This is a genomic window from Thermobifida alba (genome assembly GCF_023208015.1).
GTDB classification, from domain to species: Bacteria; Actinomycetota; Actinomycetes; order Streptosporangiales; family Streptosporangiaceae; genus Thermobifida; species Thermobifida alba.
This window is the reverse complement of the sequence record NZ_CP051627.1, coordinates 4,404,302-4,425,791: the sequence shown is the minus strand read 5'-3', so window position 1 is coordinate 4,425,791 and position 21,490 is coordinate 4,404,302. Positions and strand designations below refer to the sequence as shown.

24 protein-coding genes and 2 tRNA genes are annotated in these 21,490 nt (G+C 71.8%); 13 read left to right on the top strand and 13 right to left on the bottom strand.

Going from position 1 to position 21,490, the window contains the following annotated elements; translation table 11 throughout:
* Positions 1 to 33: 33 nt before the first annotated feature.
* Positions 34 to 903, bottom strand: a complete 870-nt coding sequence (gene rsmI / locus FOF52_RS19825; protein WP_248591399.1) for a 16S rRNA (cytidine(1402)-2'-O)-methyltransferase — start codon at positions 901 to 903, stop codon at positions 34 to 36.
* Between the two features lie 350 nt (positions 904 to 1,253).
* Here rsmI and FOF52_RS19820 point away from each other — a divergent pair, with 350 nt between their 5' ends.
* Together FOF52_RS19820 and FOF52_RS19815 are read left to right on the top strand one after the other, a co-directional pair.
* Positions 1,254 to 3,074 carry a dolichyl-phosphate-mannose--protein mannosyltransferase gene (locus FOF52_RS19820; RefSeq protein ID WP_248591398.1) on the top strand — a complete coding sequence of 607 codons (1,821 nt, stop codon included), beginning with the start codon at positions 1,254 to 1,256 and terminating at the stop codon, positions 3,072 to 3,074.
* Positions 3,075 to 3,381: 307 nt separating this feature from the next.
* A complete protein-coding gene (locus FOF52_RS19815; RefSeq protein WP_068687417.1) occupies positions 3,382 to 3,585 on the top strand; it encodes a cold-shock protein in 204 nt (67 codons plus the stop codon).
* Here the strand turns inward: FOF52_RS19815 and FOF52_RS19810 are convergent.
* On the bottom strand, positions 3,582 to 4,514 hold the full coding sequence (locus FOF52_RS19810; protein ID WP_248591397.1) for an ion transporter: 933 nt from the start codon (positions 4,512 to 4,514) through the stop codon (positions 3,582 to 3,584). The two genes, FOF52_RS19815 and FOF52_RS19810, sit on opposite strands and share 4 nt — an antisense overlap.
* 257 nt (positions 4,515 to 4,771) lie before the next feature.
* Here FOF52_RS19810 and FOF52_RS19805 point away from each other — a divergent pair, with 257 nt between their 5' ends.
* Both FOF52_RS19805 and FOF52_RS19800 read left to right on the top strand, forming a co-directional pair.
* Positions 4,772 to 5,542: a phosphatase PAP2 family protein gene (locus tag FOF52_RS19805; RefSeq protein WP_282573737.1), complete on the top strand. Its 771-nt coding sequence runs from the start codon at positions 4,772 to 4,774 to the stop codon at positions 5,540 to 5,542.
* Between the two features lie 44 nt (positions 5,543 to 5,586).
* Positions 5,587 to 5,907: a sec-independent translocase gene (locus FOF52_RS19800; protein WP_248591396.1), complete on the top strand. Its 321-nt coding sequence runs from the start codon at positions 5,587 to 5,589 to the stop codon at positions 5,905 to 5,907.
* 27 nt (positions 5,908 to 5,934) lie between these two features.
* Here FOF52_RS19800 and FOF52_RS19795 read toward each other — a convergent pair whose 3' ends face one another.
* The 9 genes from FOF52_RS19795 to galU form a co-directional block, all read right to left on the bottom strand.
* Positions 5,935 to 6,444, bottom strand: a complete 510-nt coding sequence (locus FOF52_RS19795) for a transcriptional regulator (RefSeq protein ID WP_248591395.1) — start codon at positions 6,442 to 6,444, stop codon at positions 5,935 to 5,937.
* A 355-nt stretch (positions 6,445 to 6,799) separates the two neighbouring features.
* Positions 6,800 to 7,021: a hypothetical protein gene (locus FOF52_RS19790; RefSeq protein ID WP_248591394.1), complete on the bottom strand. Its 222-nt coding sequence runs from the start codon at positions 7,019 to 7,021 to the stop codon at positions 6,800 to 6,802.
* 637 nt (positions 7,022 to 7,658) lie between these two features.
* Positions 7,659 to 7,732 (bottom strand) — tRNA-Ala (locus FOF52_RS19785).
* A 133-nt stretch (positions 7,733 to 7,865) separates the two neighbouring features.
* Complete coding sequence (sepX, locus tag FOF52_RS19780; RefSeq protein WP_248591393.1) at positions 7,866 to 8,423, bottom strand: divisome protein SepX/GlpR; 558 nt, start codon at positions 8,421 to 8,423, stop codon at positions 7,866 to 7,868.
* Positions 8,424 to 8,883: 460 nt separating this feature from the next.
* Positions 8,884 to 9,567: a GNAT family N-acetyltransferase gene (locus FOF52_RS19775; protein WP_425265507.1), complete on the bottom strand. Its 684-nt coding sequence runs from the start codon at positions 9,565 to 9,567 to the stop codon at positions 8,884 to 8,886.
* Positions 9,568 to 9,657: 90 nt separating this feature from the next.
* Complete coding sequence (locus tag FOF52_RS19770) at positions 9,658 to 10,167, bottom strand: MogA/MoaB family molybdenum cofactor biosynthesis protein (RefSeq protein WP_248591391.1); 510 nt, start codon at positions 10,165 to 10,167, stop codon at positions 9,658 to 9,660.
* Positions 10,164 to 10,652 carry a cyclic pyranopterin monophosphate synthase MoaC gene (gene moaC / locus FOF52_RS19765; RefSeq protein ID WP_248591390.1) on the bottom strand — a complete coding sequence of 163 codons (489 nt, stop codon included), beginning with the start codon at positions 10,650 to 10,652 and terminating at the stop codon, positions 10,164 to 10,166. The genes FOF52_RS19770 and moaC overlap by 4 nt, the downstream gene beginning before the upstream one ends.
* Positions 10,653 to 10,693: 41 nt before the next feature.
* On the bottom strand, positions 10,694 to 11,926 hold the full coding sequence (gene glp, locus FOF52_RS19760; RefSeq protein WP_248591389.1) for a molybdotransferase-like divisome protein Glp: 1,233 nt from the start codon (positions 11,924 to 11,926) through the stop codon (positions 10,694 to 10,696).
* A gap of 30 nt (positions 11,927 to 11,956) precedes the next feature.
* Positions 11,957 to 12,886: a UTP--glucose-1-phosphate uridylyltransferase GalU gene (gene galU / locus FOF52_RS19755; RefSeq protein ID WP_248591388.1), complete on the bottom strand. Its 930-nt coding sequence runs from the start codon at positions 12,884 to 12,886 to the stop codon at positions 11,957 to 11,959.
* A gap of 146 nt (positions 12,887 to 13,032) precedes the next feature.
* On the opposite strand from galU, the gene FOF52_RS19750 reads away from it, so the two are divergent.
* Both FOF52_RS19750 and FOF52_RS19745 read left to right on the top strand, forming a co-directional pair.
* On the top strand, positions 13,033 to 13,620 hold the full coding sequence (locus FOF52_RS19750) for a 5-formyltetrahydrofolate cyclo-ligase (protein WP_248591387.1): 588 nt from the start codon (positions 13,033 to 13,035) through the stop codon (positions 13,618 to 13,620).
* Positions 13,621 to 13,809: 189 nt separating this feature from the next.
* On the top strand, positions 13,810 to 14,070 hold the full coding sequence (locus FOF52_RS19745) for an FmdB family zinc ribbon protein (protein WP_425265506.1): 261 nt from the start codon (positions 13,810 to 13,812) through the stop codon (positions 14,068 to 14,070).
* A 96-nt stretch (positions 14,071 to 14,166) separates the two neighbouring features.
* On the opposite strand, the gene FOF52_RS19740 is transcribed toward FOF52_RS19745, so the two are convergent.
* On the bottom strand, positions 14,167 to 14,454 hold the full coding sequence (locus FOF52_RS19740; protein ID WP_248591385.1) for a DUF1540 domain-containing protein: 288 nt from the start codon (positions 14,452 to 14,454) through the stop codon (positions 14,167 to 14,169).
* Between the two features lie 256 nt (positions 14,455 to 14,710).
* On the opposite strand from FOF52_RS19740, the gene FOF52_RS19735 reads away from it, so the two are divergent.
* Positions 14,711 to 15,358, top strand: coding sequence for an SAF domain-containing protein (locus tag FOF52_RS19735; RefSeq protein WP_248591384.1), 648 nt, complete (start codon positions 14,711 to 14,713; stop codon positions 15,356 to 15,358).
* A gap of 78 nt (positions 15,359 to 15,436) precedes the next feature.
* Entirely contained in the window at positions 15,437 to 15,844 is a 408-nt protein-coding gene (gene mscL / locus FOF52_RS19730) for a large conductance mechanosensitive channel protein MscL (protein WP_248591383.1), read from the top strand.
* Between the two features lie 67 nt (positions 15,845 to 15,911).
* On the opposite strand, the gene FOF52_RS19725 is transcribed toward mscL, so the two are convergent.
* Positions 15,912 to 17,021 (bottom strand): M15 family metallopeptidase, encoded by a 1,110-nt coding sequence (locus FOF52_RS19725; protein ID WP_425265505.1) that lies wholly within the window; start codon positions 17,019 to 17,021, stop codon positions 15,912 to 15,914.
* 360 nt (positions 17,022 to 17,381) lie between these two features.
* Between FOF52_RS19725 and FOF52_RS19720 the strand changes: the two genes are divergently transcribed.
* The 5 genes from FOF52_RS19720 (at position 17,382) to FOF52_RS19700 (ending at position 21,329) form a co-directional block, all read left to right on the top strand.
* Positions 17,382 to 17,454 (top strand) — tRNA-Arg (locus FOF52_RS19720).
* Between the two features lie 630 nt (positions 17,455 to 18,084).
* Entirely contained in the window at positions 18,085 to 19,470 is a 1,386-nt protein-coding gene (locus tag FOF52_RS19715; RefSeq protein ID WP_248591381.1) for an MFS transporter, read from the top strand.
* 124 nt (positions 19,471 to 19,594) lie between these two features.
* Positions 19,595 to 20,122, top strand: a complete 528-nt coding sequence (locus FOF52_RS19710) for a methylated-DNA--[protein]-cysteine S-methyltransferase (protein ID WP_425265562.1) — start codon at positions 19,595 to 19,597, stop codon at positions 20,120 to 20,122.
* A gap of 93 nt (positions 20,123 to 20,215) precedes the next feature.
* The gene (locus FOF52_RS19705) at positions 20,216 to 20,668 is read left to right on the top strand and encodes a type II toxin-antitoxin system PemK/MazF family toxin (protein ID WP_248591379.1); all 453 of its coding nucleotides are present in this window, start codon (positions 20,216 to 20,218) and stop codon (positions 20,666 to 20,668) included.
* A gap of 34 nt (positions 20,669 to 20,702) precedes the next feature.
* The gene (locus FOF52_RS19700) at positions 20,703 to 21,329 is read left to right on the top strand and encodes a hypothetical protein (protein ID WP_248591378.1); all 627 of its coding nucleotides are present in this window, start codon (positions 20,703 to 20,705) and stop codon (positions 21,327 to 21,329) included.
* Positions 21,330 to 21,490 lie beyond the last annotated feature (161 nt).

Sequence of the window (21,490 nt, the reverse complement as noted above, 5' to 3'; positions counted from 1 at the left end):
GTGGCGGGCCGCGCCCCCGTCCGCGTCCCGGGGTCAGTCCCGAGGGGTGCGGTGCACCGCGTCGTAGACCTCGCGTTTGGGGAGGCCGTGGTCCTTGGCCACCTGCTGGATGGCCTGTTTGCGGGGGACGCCCCGGTTCTCGTGGGCGGCCACGGCCGCCGCCAGCCCTTCGGGGGTGGCTTCCGCGGCCGTCCGCTCCGCTCCCCGCACGACCAGGGTGATCTCGCCGCGGGCGTGGTCGGCGGCCCACGCGGCGAGTTCGGCGAGGCCGCCCCGGCGGACCTCCTCGTAGGTCTTGGTGAGTTCGCGGCAGACGGCGGCGGGCCGGTCGGGGCCGAACGCCTCGGCCATGGCGGTGAGGGTGGCGGCCAGCCGGTGCGGCGCCTCGAAGAAGACCATGGTGCGGCGTTCGTCGGCGAGTTCGGCGAGGTAGCCGGCCAGGCCCCGGCGGGGTGGGAAGCCCTCGAAGCAGAACCGGTCGGTGGGCAGTCCCGACAGCACCAGGGCGGTGGTGACCGCCGAGGGGCCGGGGATGACGGTGATCGGCACGTCGGCGGCCACGCACGCGGTGACCAGGCGGTATCCGGGGTCGGAGACGCCGGGCATGCCCGCGTCGGTGACCACCAGCACGTCGTGTCCGGCTTCGAGGTCGGCGAGCAGTTCCGCGGCCCGGTCGCGTTCGTTGGCGTCGTAGTAGGAGACGATCCGGGCGCCGTTCTCCCCGCCGGGGCGTACCCCCAGCCGGGCGGCGAACTGGCGTAGCCGCCGGGTGTCCTCGGCGGCGATGATCTCGGCGTTCTCCAACGCCGCGCGAAGCCGCGGGGTGGCGTCGTCGCGGTGTCCGATCGGCAGTCCGGCCAGGGTCAGGGTTCCCGGCCGGGTGTCGCTGTGCTGGTCGGCCACTGGCCCTCCGTCCACGGTCGGGTAAGAGGTCGGTTCGAGCATGTCCCGCCCCCTGCTGCCCGCCCTTCTTTCGCTCTAGTATGGCCGGGATGGCACTGTTGCTTCGACTGGTGACGGAAGGCCCGGCTCTCCCGCCGTGACTTTCCGACACCCTGTCAGGACACTGCGCGATCTGGCGTGACCGAAGCGTGCCCCCGCATCCACCAGGCCCGTCCCGCTTCCCTCGGTCGGACGGGGCGCGGCGCCCCGTCCGACCGAGGGGCGTGGCCCGCCACCGGGTCGACGGAAAGGAGTCGGCGTCTTTCCCTGGCGTGTCGAGCGCCGCAGGGACGTACTCGCCTACCAAGCGCATGAGCACCACAGCCCTACTGGACGAGGTTCCTCCTCCGCCTTCGAACCGGCCGTCGCTGCGTGAGCGGCTGGTGCCGGCCATGCCCTCCCCCGCCTGGGTGGGCTGGGTGGCCGCCCTGCTCGTCGCCGCGTTCGCCGGAGCGCTGCGGTTCATCCGGCTCGGGGAGCCGGCCCAGATCTACTTCGACGAGACCTACTACGCCAAGGACGCCTTCTCGCTGCGCCGGTACGGCTACGAGCACGAGACCGTGGACAACGCGGACGAGCTGCTGCGCCACGGCATTCCGGACATCTTCACCGGCGGCGGGGACTTCGTGGTGCACCCGCCGTTCGGCAAGTGGCTGATCGCCCTGGGCGACACCGTGTGGGGGCTGCTGCCGTTCGGGGCGACCTTCAGCCCGGCGGGGTGGCGGTTCGCGGCGGCGCTGTTCGGCGCGCTGTCGGTGCTGCTGCTGGTGCGCATCGCGCTGCGGATGACCCGTTCGGTGCTGCTGGGGGCGTCCGCCGGGCTGATCATGGCCTTGGACGGGCTGCACTTCACCCTGAGCCGGATCGCCATGGTGGACGTCTTCCTGACCTTCTGGATCCTGGCGGGGTTCGGGTGCCTGGTGGTCGACCGGGACCGGGCCCGGGCCCGGCTGGCCGAGGCCACCGAGGCGGGGCGCGCCACCGTCAGCGCGCTCTCGGTGTCCTGGTGGTCGGCGGTGGCCGACGTGACGCGGGCGCTGGCGCCCGCTCCCGCTCCCGAGCTGGCCGTGGGGCAGACGGGGCAGCACTCCCGGCCGGGGGTGCGGGAGCGGTGGGCGGCCGCCGCCGAGGCGCGCCTGGAGCGGGCGCGCTCCCCGGAGGCGGCCGCGGTCCGCTGGCTGGGGGTGCGCTGGTGGCGGATCGCCGCGGGGGTGTGCCTGGGGCTGGCGTGCGGCACGAAGTGGACGGCGCTGTTCTACCTCGCGGCTTTCGGGCTGCTCACGGTGGCGTGGGACTACGGGGCCCGGCGCAGTGTGGGGCAGTGGCGGGTGTGGGGGCGCTGGCTGCTCTTCGACGCGGTCCCCGCGTTCTTCCAGATGGTGGGGACGGCCCTGGTCGCCTACCTGGTGACGTGGAGCGGCTGGCTGTTCACGGACGGGGGATGGGGCCGCCGGTGGGCCGACCACACCCCCGAGGTCGGCTCCTTCACCGGCTTCCTGCCCGGCCCGCTGCGCGAGGCCGCGAACGCGCTGGTCAGTCTGGGCTACTACCACTGGCGGATGTGGACCTTCCACAGCGACCTGGACGCCCAGCACGACTTCGCCTCCCAGCCGTGGGAGTGGCTGGTCATGCGCACCCCGGTGGCGTTCTACTACGACGGGGGCGGCACCGACTGCGGGGCGGCGACGTGCTCCAGCGCGATCCTGAGCGTCGGCACCCCGGCCGTGTGGTGGCTGTCCATCCTGGCCTGCCTGGTGCTGCTCGGCTGGTGGGTGACCTACCGGGACTGGCGGGCCGGTGCGGTGCTGCTGGGGGTGGTCGCCGGATGGCTGCCGTGGTTCGCGTTCCCGACGCGCACGATGTTCCTCTTCTACGCGCTGCCGATGCTGCCCTTCCTGGTGCTGGCGATCGTGCTGATGATGGGGCTGCTGCTGGGGCCGGCCGGGGAGCGTCCCGGTTTCTCGCCGTGGTCCCGGGTGGTCGGCGGGGTGGTCTACGGGGTGCTCATGCTGCTGGTCATCGCGAACTTCGCCTACCTGTACCCGGTGTTGAGCGCCGAGACGATCCCGCACGGGGAGTGGGCGGACCGGATGTGGTTCCCCACCTGGATCTACGGCAACGGCGGGGGCTGATCCTCCGTCGGCGGGAGCCTCCGGCCGCCGGGGGCTCTCTAGCACAGAACCCGCGTCCGGCAAATGTTAGAAAGGCCACCCTGGCAAATTCGGACTTTTCCCCGGAAATCGCAGCCTGGGTCTCTGCGCATTCCGGGTTTGCGGCTGGTAGTGTCGGAGCCGGTTGCGGTTGTAGTTTCGGATGCCCTAGGCGCCTCGCGGAACTCACGTGGGCGCTGGTCGATTGGGTGGCGACTCCCGGGGACGGGCGCTCAGCAACCCGGGACCAGCAGAGTGCGGTCCCGTTGTAGTCCCCAAGGGAGAGCAGATGGCTCAGGGCACCGTGAAGTGGTTCAACTCTGAGAAGGGTTTCGGGTTCATCGCCGTTGACGGTGGCGGCCCGGACGTGTTCGTGCACTACTCGGCGATCGCGGGTACTGGCTTCCGGAACCTGGAAGAGAACCAGGCTGTCGAGTTCGAGATCACCCAGGGGCCCAAGGGTCCCCAGGCGTCCGACGTGCGCGCGCTCTAGGCGTCACGTCGCCTGTGCCTTCTTCTGGCCCTTCGCCTTCTCGCGGCGAGGGGCCGTTTTGCGCGCCGTACGGCGTCCTGGCCGTCCGCCCGCTGGACGGTCACCTCCTCCACGGCCACGCCGAGCGTCCGCAACTGGGCGGACAGTACGGCGACCTGCTCGCCGAGCTGCTCCAGGCGGAGCATGACCTGCCGGTGCTGCTCCAGTTCCAGCTCCTGGTCCTCGGCCCAGCGGTGGGCATTGACCTCCTCCTCCATCGTGGTCACGATCACGCCGATGATCAGGTTGAGCACGATGAAGGCGCTGACCACGATGTAGCTGACGAAGAAGATCCAGGCGTAGGGCGCGTCCTTGATCACCGAGTCGGAGATGTCCGGCCAGTTCTCCGTGGTCAGCAGCATGAACAGGGTGTAGAGGGTGGTCCCCAGGTCCCCGAAGTAGTCGGGAGAGATCTCCCCGAACAGCTGCTCGCCCATGACCGCCGCGGTGTACATGACGACGAACAGCAGCGCTATGACGGTGCCCAGCCCGGGAACGGACCGGAACAGCGCGTTGACGATGTGCCGCAGGCTGGGGACCACGCTGACCAGGCGGAGCAGACGCAGCACCCGCACCAGGCGCAGCACCGCGAAGCTCCCGGTCAGCGGGATCAGGGCGACCCCCACCACGACCAGGTCGAACCAGTTCCAGACGTCCCGGAAGAACGCGGTCCCACGCGCGAAGACCTTGAGCGCCAGCTCGGTGACGAAGAAGGCGAGGAAGCAGCCCTCCACCAGGATCCAGTTGTCGTCCAACCACCAGAACTCGGTCTCGTAGGTCTCCAGCCCCAGGATGACCCCGTTGACCAGGATGGCCACGATGACGATGTTCTGGAACCAGCGCGAGTCGACGAGACAGGTTGCCCGGCGTCTCAGCTCCCAGTTCGCCACCTGGTCTCCCCCGCCCGTCCCGTGCGTGTTGTCCGCGGGACACCCTAACGTGCCAGCGTGTCCGCTTTTGCGGCGCCCGGCTTCTCGGGCGCCGCGTCCCGTTTCGCGGCGGTTGCTGCTGCGGCCCGGTCCGCCTCGTCCGGACTCGGCGAGGCGGTTGCCCGGTCCGCGGCGGGTGCGGGCCCTAAGCTGAACCCCGCCGGGTCGATCCGTGGGGAGGGCAGGCAGTGACGTCGCACCGGACCGTTCTCCCGAACGTGTCCGCCACCCGGTCGCCGGCGGTGTGGCTGGTCGTGGCTGCGGCGGCGCTGGCGGCGGTGACCTGGCAGGTGCTGGCGGGGGGACCGGTGACGGCGCTGGACTGGCCGGTCCACGCCTTCGTCGACCCGCGGCAGCCCGAGGGGCCGCTGCTGGCGGCCGCGGTGGCGGTGGCCCGGCTGGGGCAGCGGCTGGTGACGGTTCCGCTGCTGGTGGGGCTGGCGCTGTGGGCCGCGCTGCGCGGACGCGGGTTCCGCCCGGTGCTGGCCGTGCTGACCGGCCTGGGGTCCCTGGCGGTGCTCGGCACCCTGTTGAAGGTCGCGGTGGGGCGTACTCCTCCGGTGCTGGGGGTGGACGTGGTCACACCGGGGCTGGACAACGTCGCGGTCTGGGCGAGCGCCGTGCTCGTGCCCGGCGCGGCCCCGTTCGAGGGGTACGTCTCCTTTCCGTCCGGGCACTCGGCGAACGCGGCCCTCACCTACCCGCTGGCGGCCTGGCTGCTCTTCGGCGCCAACGGGGTGTTCCCCCACGCCCGGCGGCTGCGGTTCGCCCTGGGCTGCTCGCTCGTTCCCGTGGCCGCGGTGGGCACGATGATGACCGTTCTGGACTACCACTGGCTCAGCGAGTCGCTCGGCGGCTGGCTGCTGGGCGCGGTGGTGCTGCTGGCGGCGCGGCTCGTGCTGGGGGCGGACGGTTCCGCTCCGGCGGCCCGCCGGAGGGCGTGGACGGAGCGTCGGGCGGTGGCGGGCGGCCCTCCCGGCAGCGGTTAGTCTGCTATCAGGCCGGATCGTGTGAGGTCTGTGGAGGAAGACGCATGTTCAACATCGGGGCGGGCGAGTTCCTCGTCCTGGGCGTTCTCGCGCTCCTGGTCCTCGGTCCCGACCAGCTTCCCAAGGTGGCGGCGCAGGCCGGTCGGGCGCTGCGGCAGCTCCGGCGGATGGCCGACAACGCCAAGAAGGACATCCGGGAGGGGCTGGGCCCCGAGTACAAGGACTTCGACGTCGCGGACCTCAACCCGAAGCGGTTCGTGCAGAAGCACTTCTGGGAGGCCTCGGACGAGGAGGAGTCGGCACCGCTGAGCGTGTCGGCCCGGTTGAACGGCCGCCGCCCGCCCTTCGACGACGAGGCGACCTGAGCCCCGCCCTCCGGGGCGGCTCCGCCGTCATCCCAGCATGAGCAGGATGAGCACGACCACGGACAGCACCACCGCCGAGCCGACGATGACCACGGGCGAGCTCACCGCCGCGACGAGCACCTCCACGGCGAGGGTGCCGCAGATCAGCGCGGCCGCCCACGGCCACCGGGGCGCGGGATCCCACCCGTGGGCCCGTTCCCGCTGGAGGGTCACCAGCAGTGCCGCCCCGAGGGCCAGCCAGAACAGGACGTGGCCGACGAGGCGCACGCTGAGGGGGAGGTAGTCGGCGCTTCCCGCGGAGCACATCACGTACAGCCCGGTTCCGCTGATCAGCCCCCAGCGGCCCTTGGGGCGCTCCGGGCGGATGGTCTTGAGCTTCGCCGGAGTGGTGCGGCGGAAGTCCCGTGCCGGAGGGGGAGGGTCCGGTTCGCGCGGCGCGTCGGGGGGCTCCTCGCCGGACGGGACGTCGCGGGGGCGGGGGGCGTCGTCGGCGAAGTAGTACCCGCCCTCCTCGTGCTGCTCCGGCCGGTCTGTCACGTTGTCCCTCCCGTTCCGTGGCCGCGCCGAGCGGAAGCGTCGTCGACGGGGCCGCCGTCTGGTCGCGCCCCCTCGTGTCGAGAAGCCGTCTAGAAGCATGACCCGTGGACGCGTCGGTCAATCCACCCGCGGCCGAGGGCGTCGCGGACGCCGACGGTCCGGGCAGGCCACGACGGTGCGGCGCGCGCGGACGCGGATTCCCGGGAGGCGGCGGCGATGGTTACGGTCCCCCGTTTTCGACGGTTCGGTCGCCGCCGTTGGGGTGCCCCGCCGTTCCGCGGCGGTGGGCCGGGCGCCCGGCCCCGTGGGGGCGGGGCCGGGCGCCGCAGTCACAGGCGCGGGAGAAGTGTGATCCCTACCACCAGGTCCAGCCGCGGAGGATGGTGAACACGCCGCCGTCGTCATCGGTCTCCGCGATGGCGTCGGCGACCTCTTCGGCGATCTCGGTGACCTCGGTTCCCAGCCACCAGGTCCAGCCTCTGAACTCGGTCCCCGGTGCGTCAGCCGACGCCGCGCCGGCCGAGCCGAAAATGGCCGCGGCGGTCAAGGCGGCCACTGCGCAGATCTTCTTGATCACAATGCATCCTTCGGTTGCGACTCGTGTCCATCCCCGAGTCACAAGATTGCCCATAAGGCATGAAGTACACAACACCCAGAAGGGTCACTTTTCGCCCATTGCCTCCCATCGGGATTCTTTGCTCAGATGCTGACTATTCCGCTCACCTGGTCCTCCGTACCGCGGGACCGCGGAAAGTCCACGTCCCCGCCGTGGAGGTTTTCCCGCCCCGCCGGGCCGGCCGGTACCGGCCCACGGGAGCCGCACAGCCCCTGGGGCGCCGGGGGAACGCGCTCCGGTGCGGGTCCCGGCAGCCCTACGGCCACGGCCGCCGCGCACTCCGACCACGGAACAGCTCTCCTCCGAATGAGCAGCGATTTCCTTTGCGAAAGACAGTGATGGCAAAAGTTTCAGTGGACGGAACCGATGGTGATCACCGTAATCCGTTGATCACTATTCCCCTGTGGACGCCCCGCCGAAGCCCGCCCGTTTCGCCTCCGCCGGAGGGCGGAATTCGACACCGTTTCCGCCGGTCACGGAGGAGGCATTTCCACAGCCGCCGCACGGCGCCGGTGGACGTCGCCGGCGCTTCCGCCGGAGGGGGCGGTGGGAGAAAAGCCGAAGCCCGCCCCACCCACGGGTGGAACGGGCTGTGATGTGGAGCTAAGGGGATTTGAACCCCTGACCCCCTCGATGCGAACGAGGTGCGCTACCGGACTGCGCTATAGCCCCTCATGGCTGTCGCCGTGCGACGACGTCTAAGAGATTACCAGCTTTGGAGCGCTGCTTCGAACGGATGGCGTCCGCCGCGGCGGGCGGGGCACGGCTCCGCTCCGCGCGGCCCCACGCCTCCGACGCCCTCCGGTCAGTCCCCCGCGGCACGGCGCTGCGCGTCGGTGTACTGGTCGTAGACCTGGTTGCGCCGGTCGGTGAGCTCGACCACCTCCGCCTGCCGGGCCGCCTCCGCGGAGCGGCGGGCCCGCCGGAGCGCGCGGCGGCGGGCCTGCCGGGCCGCGCGCTGCTCCGCGTCGGCCTTGGCCGCCTCACGCAGCAGTACCAGGTGCCCCGCCATCAGCAGGACGGGCGGGGCGAGCACCCACCACGGCCCCAGACCCATGACCACGGCCGCCCCCGTGGCGAGCAGCAGCAGGGCCAGCGCACTGGTGCGGCGGCGGCGGCGCGCGATGATCCGCGCCCGGCTGACCCGGGCCGGCCGCGGGAGCACCGGAGGCGGCTCGGCGTGCGTGACGTGCTCGACCTCCGGCTCCGCGGTTCCGGCCTCCCCGTTGGACGCCTCGTCCTCGGCCTGGTCGCGGCGCAACCCGTCGGCCGCCGGGTCCGCGGCGTCGCGACGCAGCAGCATCGGCACGAGGACCAGGATCCACACGGCCACGATCGCCAGGTACAGAGGAGAGCTGCTCACCGCTCCTCCTCGGGTCGCCGATCCACGAACGTCGCCCGGCGTCTTCCTCGCGTGCCCTCCGGTACCGACTCCACGGGCGCTCTCATTCCGCGAACGGGCGGCCCGCAGCCGACGGCACGACCGGACCACCCGGAGTCGCCCTGCCAGTCGTCATCCCGCCGTCCCCAACGCACCGCACCTACACACTGCCCGCATCAGTGATGCGCCCTCAACGCACCGTACGACCCGGTGTCCAGGAATGCGCGGTATTGGAACCGGAGTGTCGTGAGATCTGTTCTTGTCCTTTATCTCCGGACCATGTTCCCATTGAGGAAACCGCTGGTCAAAGACGAACTGGACAGAAAGCCGCCCGATAGATACGGAGAGTAGCAAACGGTGGCCCGCCACGCCCGGAACTCGGGCGGACCGGATTCCGTCCCGGCGCGGTCCCGCTCCCCCTCCGACTCGGGGGCCGGCGTCCTCAGCGGGGCCGGTCGGACCGGCTCCGCGGCATCCCGCGTGTCTCCTCCGGGGCGGCCCGCCCGTGCCGGCCGTCCCCGCTGCGCTGCTCCCGCACCTTCCGCCACCGGGTGAGCAGGCCCCCCGGGACGTCCTCGACGGTGAGGGCGTAGCAGAGGTGGTCCCGCCACGCGCCGTCGATGTGCAGCTGGCGCTTGCGCAGCCCCTCCTCGCGGAAACCGAGCTTCTCGACCACCCGCCGGCTCTTGTGGTTCTCGGGGCGGATGCTGGCCTCCACCCGGTGCAGTCCCACGGTGAAGAAGGAGTGGTCGACCGCCAGCGCGACCGCGGTGGGCATCACCCCGCGTCCGGCGTAGGCGCTGTCGAGCCAGTAGCCGATCTGCGCCGAACGCGCCGACCCCCAGGTGATCGAGCCGACCGTGACCTGGCCGACGAACCGGCCCTCCCAGGTGACCGCCCACGGCATCGCGACGCCGTGCCGGGCCTCCCGGCGGACCGCCTGCACCATGGCCAGGTAGGGGAGCAGGCCGTCGCTCTGCGCCGGCAGCTCGGGGTGGGTGGGCTCCCAGGGGCGCAGCCACTCGGCATTGCGGGCGCGGGTCTCCCGCAGCACCGCGGCGTCACGCAGTCTCAGCGGGCGCAGTCCGACCTCCCCCTCTGCCAGGGACACCGGCCAACCCCGCATCCGTCTCACCGTCCCTCGTGCCTCCCACCAGGACCCATCATTCTCCTTCACACCCTGCCCGGGAAGGCAAACCCGGAAAATTCCCCGCCGTCACGGACGGCCGTGGCCACCGCCCCGGATCTGGTCGACGGCGTGGACGAGGACCGGGGCGAGCACCGCCATGCCGTCGCGCACCCCGCCGGTGGAGCCGGGCAGGTTGACCACGAGCATGCGGTGGCTTCCGGCGCGGGCCACGCCCGCCAGTCCACGGGAGAGCACCGCCGCGGGCACCCCCCGGTCGCGCCCCGCCGCGCGCAGCGCCTCGGCCAGGCCAGGAATCTCGTACTCCAGCAGCGGCCGGGTGGCCTCGGGGGTGGCGTCGCGCGGGGCGAGTCCGGTGCCGCCGGTGGTCAGCGCCGCGTCGTAGCCCTCGGCCAGCGCCCGGCGCAGCGCCTCGGTGACGGGCGGACCGTCGGGCACCACCCACGGGCCGTCGACCGCGCATCCCGCCTCCGCGGCCAACTCGACGAGCAGCGGCCCCGAACGGTCCCGGTACACTCCTGCGGCCGCCCGGTCCGAGACGGTGACGACGACCACGCGGGGGACGGTCGCCTCGCTCACCCGGACCGCCGCCAGTGGCCGGTCCTGCCGCCGGTCTTCTCCTCCACCCGCACGTCGGTGACGACCGCCTCCGGGTCGAGGGCCTTGACCATGTCGATCAGCCCCAGCGCCGCCGTCATCACACAGGTCAGCGCCTCCATCTCCACCCCGGTGCGGTCCGCGGTGCGCACGGTGGCCCTGATGTCGACACCGCTGTCCACCACCGTCAGCGCGACGTCGACGCCGTGCACCGCGATGGGGTGGCACAGCGGGACCAGGTCGGGGGTGCGTTTGGCGCCCTGGATGCCGGCGATGCGGGCCACGGCGAGCGCGTCGCCCTTGGGCACCTCCCCCTCCCGCAGGGCGGTGACCGCCTCGGGCGACAGCAGGACCCGACCGGTCGCGACGGCGGTGCGGGCGGTGACCTCCTTGGCGGACACGTCGACCATGCGCGCCGCGCCGGAGGGGTCGAGGTGCGGGAAACCGGAAGGGTGCGTGTCGGACATGGGTGACCGTGCTCTCCTGGACGGGGACGTCAGGCGGGAGCCTACCGGTGGGGGAGCCGGACCGCCTCGACGACGTCGCCCTCGGCCAGCTCGGTGACCTGTTCGGGCACCACCACGAGCGCATTGGTCTCCGCGAGCGCGGACAGCTGGTGCGACCCCTGCCGACTGACGGGCAGCGCCGTGTAGGCGACGTCCCCGCCCGCCGCGTCGTAGTCCAGGACCGCGCGCAGGTAGGAGCGCCTGCCCCGGGGCGACGAGGGGACGGGGGCCAGCAGCCGTGCCCGCACCGACGGCAGCTGCTCCTGGGGCAGCCCGCTCATCTTGCGCAGCGCGGGCAGCACGAACAGGTAGAAGGAGACGTAGGAGCTGACCGGGTTGCCCGGCAGGGTGATGACCGGGACGCGCTCCTCCCCCACGGTGCCGTAGCCCTGCGGCATCCCCGGCTGCACGGCCACCTTCTCGAAGCGGACCGTGCCCAGGCGCAGCAGCACCTCCTTGACCGCGTCGTAGGCGCCCATGCTGACACCGCCGCTGGTGATGACGATGTCGGCCTGCACCAGGGCGTCCTGGACGGCGGCGAGCACCTCGGAGGGGTCGTCGCCGACGAAGCCGTACCGGTAGCCCTCGCAGCCCGCCTCGATGGCGGCCGCGGTGAGCATGAAGCTGTTGGACTCCCAGATCTGTCCGGGGCCGAGGGGGCGGCCCGGTTCGACCAGTTCCTCCCCGGTGCCGAGCACGACGACCCGGGGACGCGGGTAGACCGCCACCGAGCGGCGTCCGACCGCGGCGAGCACCGCGGTCTCCGCGGGGCCGATCCGGACTCCGGGAGGGAGCACCTCGGCGCCCTCCTTGACGTCGCCGCCCGCCGTCCGGACCGCGTCGCCGGACTCGGCCGCGCGCCGGACGGTCACCGTGGCCACGCCTCCGTCGGTCCACTCCACGGGCACCACCGCGTCCGCGCCCGCGGGCAGCGGGGCCCCGGTCATGATGCGCGCGCAGCAGCCGGCGGGAATGGCCGAGGAGAAGGAGTCCCCCGCGGGGATGTCCGCCACGACCGGCAGCGTCACCGGGGTCTGCGGGGTGGCCGCGGCCACGTCCGCGGCGCGGACCGCGTAGCCGTCCACGGCGGAGTTGTCGAACGGCGGAAGCGGGACCTTCGCCGTCACCGGTTCGGCGAGCACCGCCCCGTGCGCGCGGAGCAGGTCCAGCTCGATCGGTTCGGGGCGGGACACCACCGCCAGGATGTCGCTGACGTGCTGTTCGACGCTCTTCATCGGTTCCCCCCGCCGGATCGGTCCGTTCGACTACCTGGTGGAGCCGGCCTCGTGCCTCGCGAGGAAGTCCCGCAGCCACGGCAGGAACTCCTCGGCCAGGTCCGGGCGCTCGCAGGCGAACTCCACCACGGTGCGAAGGTAGTCGACCTTGTTGCCGGTGTCGTAGCGTTGGCCGCGGAACAGCACGCCGTGGACGGGTCCGCCCTCGGCGGGGCCGCGCCGGGCGAGTTCGCGGAGCGCGTCGGTCAGCTGGATCTCGCCGCCGCGTCCGGGCGGGGTCTTGCGCAGCACGTCGAAGATGCCGGGGTCGCAGATGTAGCGGCCGATGATCGCCCAGCGGCTGGGCGCCTGGTCCACGGCGGGCTTCTCGACGAGGTCGGTGACGGTCACGACGTCGGGCTCGTCGGTGGGCTGGATCGCGGCGCAGCCGTACAGCGACACCTGTTCGGGTTCGACCTCCATGAGGGCGATGACGCTGCCCCCGTAGGTCTGGCGGACCTCGATCATCCGCTTGAGCAGCGTCTCGCGGGCTCCGATGAGGTCATCGCCGAGCAGCACCGCGAACGGTTCGCCGCCCACGTGGGCGGCGCCGCACAGCACGGCGTGCCCCAGGCCGCGCGGCTCCCCCTGGCGCACGTAGTGGACCTGGGCGAGGTCGCTGGACTCGCGGACCGCGTTGAGCCGGTCCGTGTCGGCCTTGACGCGCAGCGCCTCCTCCAGTTCGTAGGCCCGGTCGAAGTGGTCCTCGATGGAGCGCTTGTTGCGCCCGGTGATCATCAGGACGTCGTCGAGGCCCGCGGAGACGGCCTCCTCCACGACGTACTGGATCGCCGGCTTGTCGACGATCGGCAGCATCTCCTTGGGCGTGGACTTGGTGGCGGGCAGGAATCTGGTGCCCAGTCCCGCGACGGGGATGACCGCTTTGGTCACCTGAGTTACAGAGCGCTGTTCATCTGCCATGTTCCGCACCTTAGGACACTGCCATGTCCGGCACGTGTCACACGCGGTCACCGGCGTTTTCGCGTCGTCATTTCAGCGTCGCGTCGCCCGGGGTTCACCTCGGCCGCCGTCCGGTCCGGCGGGCGCACCTGGCAGACTGGCCCCTCGTGGACGGTACGCAGAGCAAGCGCGACCTGCGGCGGCGGGTGCTCGCCGCGCGCCGGGGGCGGTCCGAGCGGGAGCGCGCCGCGGCCGGCGCGAAGATCCGGGACGCGGTGCTGGCGCTCCCCGCGACAGCCTCCGCGAGCACCGTGGCGGCCTACTACGCGGTGGGTTCCGAGCCGGACACCCGTCTGCTGGTGGCGGCCCTGTTCGAGCGCGGCCACCGCGTGCTGCTCCCGGTCTTCCTGGACAGCGGGGAGCTGGACTGGGCCGCCTACACCGGCCCGGAGTCGCTGGCACCGGCCGGGCGCGGCCTGGTCGAGCCCGCCGGTCCGCGGCTCGGGGTGGACGCGGTGCGCGGAGCCGGTGTGCTGGTCTGTCCGGCTCTGGCGGTGGACCCGGCGGGCCGCCGGCTCGGCAGGGGGGCGGGCTGCTACGACCGGGTGCTGGCCCTCGTGGGGGCGCAGGCGCTGTCGCTGGCCGTGGTCTACGACGACGAACTGGTGGACGCGGTGCCCGTCGAACCGCACGACCGTCCGGTGCGGGCGGTGGTGACTCCCGGCCGCGGCGTGGTGTGGTCGACGGCCCGGTAGCGTGGGGAGCCCGGCCTCCGGGGCTCCGTTGTCCGGTGGGCGGCCCGGGCCGCGTTACCACCCCCGTTGTCGCGTCCAGGTGGGCCGACGGCGTACTATTTAGCAGTCGTCGGGTGAGAGTGCCAGCTAGGAGGACCCGTGCCTACGTACCAGTACGCTTGCACCGAGTGCGGCGCCGACCTTGAGGTCGTGCAGAGCTTCAGCGACGATCCGTTGACCACCTGCCCCGAGTGCCAGGGCAGGCTGCGCAAGGTGTACTCCGCGGTCGGCATCGTCTTCAAGGGGTCGGGTTTCTACCGCACCGACAACACGTCCAGCTCCAACAGCTCCGCGCTGACCTCCTCCGCCAAGAGCGACACGTCCGCCAAGGCCGAGTCCTCCTCGTCCTCGTCGGAGTCCGGCTCCTCGTCCAGCGACTCCGGCAGCTCCAAGGCCGCCTCCGCCGCCTGATCCGCGCTCTGGCGCACCGAGCCCGTCCGCGAGGGCCGCTCCCGCACCGGGAGCGGCCCTCGCGGTGTGTCCGGCCGCGCGGTAGCGGAGCACGGATCAGGCCGGTGCGTAGGTGAGGCAGTCCGCGTGGTTCGCCGTGAATCCGACGCTGATGGCCGGGGCCTGGCACTCGAACCGGACGTTGTGCTGGCAGGCGGCCATCTTGCAGGCGCCGACGTGGCCGGTGGCGGCGGGGTCGCCTCCCTTGGCGGACGAGTCGGTGAAGAAGGTGTCGCAGTAGGCACTGCGCTCACTGCCCACGGTGATGGCCAGTGCCCGGCAGGAGTGTTCGATGTTGTAGACGCAGGCGTCCGCCTCGCACGAGTTCACCACTGGCATATCCATCGCGGTCCTCCAGAACCTCGACGACGCATTCGCAACCTCTACGGCAGTGTGTCCGTTACGCGGCGGATTCCTCCGTGCCGCCACGAGGGGCCGGGAAAGTCTTGACGCTGCTTTGGCCGGGAGGCGCCCCGAGCCGCCTTTGCGCCCCGCCGCGGTGGACTCCGCCGCCTGCGGACGCGCCCGGCGGCAACGGCGCGAGGACCCCCTGTGGACGGCCTTGCCACACGCTGCGGCGGCCCGCCTAGCGTGGGCTCCCATGAACACCACATCCACCCCTTCCGGGCGCCCGTTCCGCTTCCGCTGGTACCGCTGGCGGCGGCGGTTGGCCGCGGCATCCGCAGCGGTGGCGGCGGCCGGGGCGCTGCTGGTGCTGCGTCCCCCCGCCCCGCCCACCGTCGAGGTGCTGGCCGCCTCCCGTGACCTGTCCGGGCTCGCCCCGCTGACCGGGGCGGACACCGTCGTCCGCGAGGTTCCCGCGGCGCTGGCGCCCGAGGGGGCGCTGGCCCCGGACCATCCCGTGGAGGGGGTGTCGCTGCGGTCGCCGGTGCACGCCGGGGAGATCCTCACCGAGGCCCGGCTGGCCGACCCGCCCGCGGCGGGCTACGGCGCCGACCTGGTGGCCGCTCCGGTGCGGCTGGCCGACCCCGGGGTGGCCGCACTGCTGCGGCCGGGCAGCCGGGTCGACGTGTTCGCCGCCGGCGACCCGTCGACGGCGGAGTTCCCCGGACCGGCCGCGGCCCCGGCCCGCACGGTGGTGACGGACCGTCCGGTGATCGCGGTGGCGGACGCGGAGGGCACCCCGGCCGGGGCGGGGCCCCTGGTGGTGCTCGCGGTCACCGGGCCCGAGGCGCGTTCCCTGGCCGGGCACTCCGCGGACCGACTGTCGGTCGCCATCCGGGGTTGACGGCTACGCTGGAGCGCCGGACGCCGCCGCACGGCGTCCGTATCCCCCGTACCCCCTCCAGAAAGCGAGCCTGTCCCGATGAGCGGGTTCAAGAAGTTCCTCTTCCAGGGCAACCTGGTGCAGTTGGCGGTGGCGGTGGTCATCGGAGCGGTCTTCTCCGAACTGGTCACCGCGTTCACCACCGCCTTCATCACCCCGCTGCTGGGAGTCTTCGGCGGAGTGCCCAAATTCGCCGACCTGAGCTTCACCCTCAACAACAGCGAGTTCCAGTACGGCGCGTTCATCGACACCCTGATCTCGTTCGTGCTGACCGCCGCCATCCTCTACTTCTTCATCGTGCTGCCCATGAGCAAGGTCATGGAGCGCTTCTCCCGGGACGAGGAGGCCACCCACCGCGAGTGCCCGGCCTGCTGCAGCGAGATCAGCCGGAAGGCCACCCGGTGCGCGTTCTGCACCAGCGAGGTCGTACCCGAGAAGACGGGGTGACCCCGACACGCCGACGGCGGCCCGCCCGGTTCCGGGTGGGCCGCCGTCGGCGTGTCGGGAGCGTCCGCTAGGACGGGTCGTACTCCCAGTGCCAGGGCTCGAACGGGTTGGAGTAGGCCCAGGCCGGATGGAACCAGTTGTACTCGCGGGAGTGTGCCTCCAGCCAGTTGAACTGCGGCGATCCCTGGTTCTGCACCCCGCCGCACAGGTCGATCGCCATGCCGAGGCCGTGGTTGCTGGTGCCGGGCACGGCCGCGTAGCCGGGCGGCTGCTGGGCGTAGACGCGGTGCTGGTTCTGCAGGTCGCGGTAGGAGCTGGTGACGCACATGTCCGTGCCGAACTCCTGGGCGTAGGCCTGGTTCATCTTCAGGAAGTCCACGGCGGCGTCGGCGCGCAGGTAGTGGCCTTCGACGTGCAGGGCGCACAGGGCGTCGCTGGGCAGCAGCCCGTTGGCGGCTCCGGCCGCCTTCTGGGCCGCGCTGGGGTCGCACTCCACTCCCGCCAGGTAGGCGTCGACGGACAGCCCCAGGTCCTCCAGTTTCTGGGTGAGCGCCTCGGTGCTCTCCTCGGACTTCTTGCGCAGCTCCTCCAGGTCGTCTTCGAGTTCGACCCGCTCCAGCTGGGTCTGCGACTGCAGTTCCTGGGCCCGGCTCGTCAGCTCGATCTGCTCGTCGCGCAGCGCGTCGGCCTCGTCCAGCATCTGCTCCTGGTCGTGGGAGAGCTTCATGACGTGCGATTCGGCCCGCAGGTCGTCCTCGATCGAGTCGGACGCCAGGAAGCCCAGGACTCCGACGTCGGGCTGCTTGTACAGGGTGATGGCGAGTTCGACGAGGGGGACGCGCATGTCGGCGATCTGGCCTTCGATCTGCTGCAGTTCGTGCAGCGTCTTGACCAGTTCGTCCTGGGCCTCCTCCAGCGCCTCCTCCCGTTCGAGGTACTCCTCGGTGGCCTGCTCCAGTTCCTCTTTGGCCTGTTCGGCCTCTTCCCTGAGGGAGTCCAGTTCGTTGTCGGCGTGGGCGGACGGCGGTGGCGCCGCGATGTTCACCAGCATCGTGAGGATGAGGGTGAGCACCACTGTCACCACAGTCCGCGACCGGGATCGGCCGTTCGAGACGGACGGTGTCCCGTTCCTCGTCGCGCGGCAACGATTCCGCCCGGCATCGAGAACGAACGGCACGTGGTTCCTCCGCTGCCTTGGCTCTGATGGTTCGCGTGACCGGGTCGCAACATACTCCATGACCGCCTGCGGCCACGGCGTTGAAGCGAAAGCCCGTGTGGTCGGGTCGGCCCCTGTTTGCGGGCAGAGCGCCGTTCCCACCGTGTCTGCTGATCAAGGGTGCTTTCGGGGGTGTGACACGGGTCCGTCCCCCGGAGCCGTCGCGTGGGGGACGCCGCCCAGCCACGGTGTGTGGCAGACATCACCTGACGGTCATGACAACCTGATCGATACGAAGATTACTCAACGATTAGCCCTGCTTGTCCCTTCCCCGCCACCCCGCCGCATCCGCTCGCCGTTTCCGTTACCCTAGGGGTGTCCGGCCTCATAGCTCAGGGGACAGAGCACCGCTCTCCTAAAGCGGGTGTCGCAGGTTCGAATCCTGCTGGGGCCGCCGTTCGCGCCGCATCCGGAGCCGCTCCGGATGCGGCGTTTCGTATGTTCCGGACCGTCTCCGCGGCACTCCCCCGCCCCCGCCTCCCGGTCCGTCCCGTGTCCGATCCCACATCCCCGCGTCCGCGTGACGGCCGCCACGCGCTCGCGCCTCCGCGGGCCCGCCCCCGCCGACAACCCGGTCAAAACACTCGCCGATCGCTGTTCCCCATAATTTCCAGCCAATTGGCCAAAATCGTCAAACCACACAAAGAACGCATCAGCCGCCCGTGTCGCATATCGCTTCTCCAAACATCGGGAAGCCGGGGTCGGCGATAGATTTAATTCACTCTTCCAGACTCGTTTGCTGGCACGGCTTTCCGGGCATCTTCCCTGTTCCGAAGCCCTCTCAACGCGGAAGTTTTCTTCCCGTTCCGGTTACCTCGAAGCCAATGTCTAGGTAGCCTCGTTGTTTGCCGGGGACTTTGAAGAGCACGCAGGAATCCATCACAAAACCCGGATATTCCCCTGGAAGCGGCGTCCGACTCGGACCTGTCACCGTCGCCGCGCCCCTCGCTCCTGGACAACCACCGCCGCACTCGACGCAGTGCGCCGTGTCCAGAATCTGTCCTTTCGAGAAGGTGATGAGCGCATGCCGGAGAGTCAGCCCGTCGGCCCCTTCCGCCCCCACGGGGAACGCCCGATTTCACGTCGGCTACGACGTGCCAGGATCGCGCTGTACGTGTACTTCTTCATCACCGGATCGGTCATCTCGATCTGGGCCTCACGGATTCCCGCGGTGAAACGCCAGACCGGGGTCGACGAGGCGGAACTGAGCATCGCCCTGTTCGCCCTCGCGCTGGGCGGGGTGCTGACCATCCGACTGATGGGCGGTCTGCTGGACCGGTTCGACGGTCGGACCGTGGTACCGGCCACCGCCCTGGCCACCAGCGCCGCGCTCGTCGCCCCCGGGTACGCCACCGACCAGGAGCAGCTGGTGCTGTCCCTGCTCCTGCTGGGGTCGAGCCACGCCCTGCTCAACGTGTCCGCCAACCTCCAGGCGGCCCGGCTGCAACGCGAGTGGGGACGTCCGATCATGGTCTCTTTCCACGCCGTGTGCTCGATCGGCGGGGGCCTGGGCGCCATCGCGGGCACGCTCTGCGTGCGGGCCGGACTGGAGGTCACGACCACCCTCATCGGAGCGGCGTCGCTGCTGGCGTTCCTCTCGCTGGCCGTGCGCAAGTGGCTGACCGACCATCCGCTGCCCCCCGTCCAGAGCACGCGCACCCCGGTACGGCTCCGCCGCCTCTCCCTGCCCCGCGGCAGGATCGTGCTGCTGGGCGTCCTCGCGCTGTGCTGCATGCTCGCCGAAGGCGCGGCCAACGACTGGAGCGCCCTGTACACCCGGGAGACCGTGGGCGGCTCCGAGACCGTCGCGGCGGCGACCTATGCGGCCTACGCCACGATGATGGCCGCCGGACGACTCGTCGGAGACCGCCTGGTCGCCCTGGCCGGCCCGGTCACCGTGGTGAGAACCGGCGGCCTGCTCGCCTCGGCCGGCCTGTTCCTCGCCCTCGCCGTGCCCCTCCAGATCCCGGTGGTCCTCGGTTTCGCCCTGGTCGGCGTGGGCCTGTCCGGTATCGTGCCGCAGCTGTTCAACGCCGCGGCCAACGACAACCCGGCCCGGTCGGGCCGGGACCTGTCCACGGTCGCGGCGATCGGCTACTTCGGACCGCTGCTCGGCCCTCCCGCGATCGGTTTCCTCGCCGACCACTCCGGACTCTCCGTCGCCCTCCTGCTGCCCGCGTTCCTGGTGCTGCTCATCCCCCTGGGGGCGGGGACACTGCGCTCCCCCGCCGGGGAACGCCCGGGCTCCGTACGGCGGTCCGCCGCCCCCAGAAGACGCCTCGGCGGCGGCATGCGCCTGTGGGTGCCGCCGCTGCGCTCCCCGTCCGAGACGGTCAACGGCCACCGCGACGGGCAGCCCGAGGAGACCCTGCCCAACAACAACCACGACTCCGGCAACGAGCACCGCTGACCGGCCCGCACCGCGTCCCGGGACCGGTCGCGCCGGACTCCTCCCGGCGACCCGGCGGCGGGCTCCGCACCTCCGATACTGGAGGGACGGCGCCCGCCGCCGAGTACGCCCGAGCCGAGGAGTGATCGTGACCGCCGTGATCCCGGCGCGAGAACGCGTCCACACCGTCGTCGACAGCCCCGTCGGCCCGCTGACCCTGGTGGCGGCCGACGGCGCACTGGTCGGCCTGTACCTGGCCGAGCAGCGGCACCGTCCCGCCGAGGAGTCCTTCGGCGCCCCCGACCCGGAGCCGTTCGACGAGGTCACCGCCCAACTGGCGGAGTACTTCGCGGGGCGGCGGACCGAGTTCGACGTGCCGCTGGCGCCCGCGGGCACCCCGTTCCAGCGGACGGTGTGGCAGGCCCTCCTGGAGATCCCCTACGGCCAGACGGTCTCCTACGGCCGCCTCGCCGCCCGGCTCGGCAGGCCCTCGGCGTCCCGGGCGGTGGGGCTGGCCAACGGCCGCAACCCCATCGGCATCATCGTGCCCTGCCACCGGGTGGTGGGCTCCTCCGGCGACCTCACCGGGTACGGCGGCGGCCTGGAACGCAAGAAGTGGCTGCTCACCCTGGAGCGGGGCGGGACCGGACAACTGTCCCTGCCGGGCCTGTGAACCGGTCGGCGGACGGGTCCGGGGCGGGACGGCCTCCCGTCCCCTGGAGGGCAGAGGTGGAGTAATCCCCCCGCACGCTTCTAAGATCGCTCCGTGACCAACCGCTACACCGACGCCGGGGCGCGGCCGCCCCACCCCCACGAGGGCGCGATCCGTGAGGTGCCCACCCGACGCAACGCCACGGTCCTGACCTACGCTCCCGAACGCGACGGCCTGGCCGACGCGGGCGAGATCGTGTGGACCTGGGTGCCCTTCGAGGAGGACCCGACCCTGGGCAAGGACCGCCCCCTGCTGGTGGTGGGCCGCAAGGGCGACGTGCTGCACGCGCTGATGCTCTCCAGCCAGGAACCCGACCACTGGGAGGAGCAGGACTGGCTGCTGCTCGGCTCGGGCCCCTGGGACCGCGCGGGACGGACCTCCTACATCCGGCTGGACCGCCTGTTCGAACTGGAGGAGCACGAGATCCGCCGCGAGGGCGCGGTCGTCGACCGCGACACCTTCTGGCGCGTGGCCGAGGTGCTGCGGGAGCGCTACGGCTGGACGTAGACGCGACGCCGCGCCGTCCCCGAACGGAGGCCCCTTGACCGACCCTCCTCTTCCGTTCTTCCTCCGGTACGCCGCGTTCGTCTTCCGGCACCCGCCGCTCCACGGCGCGCTCCTGGGCTTCCTCCCGGGGCTGTTCCCCGCCTTCTTCGTCTCGGATTTCGTCGCCCCCGATGTGTCCGGAACGCCCGTCGAGGGCGCCCTCCTCCTCGTCGGGGCACTGCTCGGCATGGCCGGCGGCGCCGTCGTGGCAGCGGTGGGCTCCCTGCTCACGCGCCGCTTCCCCGACCGGCTCGGCCCCTCCGCGAAAGCCCGGCGACTGCTGCTGCGCGGCGAGGTCGGCGACGACCCCGAGGTCGCCGCGCACGTGGTCCGCCTGGCGTACCTGATGCTGGACCAGCAGTTCTCCTCCATACTGGACCCGCCGCTCTGCCGGTGGGTGATGGCGTTCTGGCTGCTCGGCTCCGCGTCGGGCGGCTTCCTGGCCTACGACGCCCTCACCGGCGGCGACAGCGGCGGCGCGTTCTACTGCGCCGTGATCGCCCTGATGGGCCTCCTCCTCGCGCTCCTGACGCCGCTGGCGACCTACCGCCGCTTCCAGGCCCGGCGGGCGCTGGCCGCCTACGGACAGCTGGGGCCCCGAGGAGCGTTTGGGAATTCATAGGACGAATCTGACGCCTCTCTGACCCTCCGCCGACCAGCATGGATGCCGACGGGCGACCGCCCGGCCCCGGCCGCGCGGCACGGCTTCGCCGCCGACCGGCCGCAGCAGCCGCGCGGCCGGTCGGCGGACCGCACCAGGGAGGAACGTTGGCCTATCCGTCT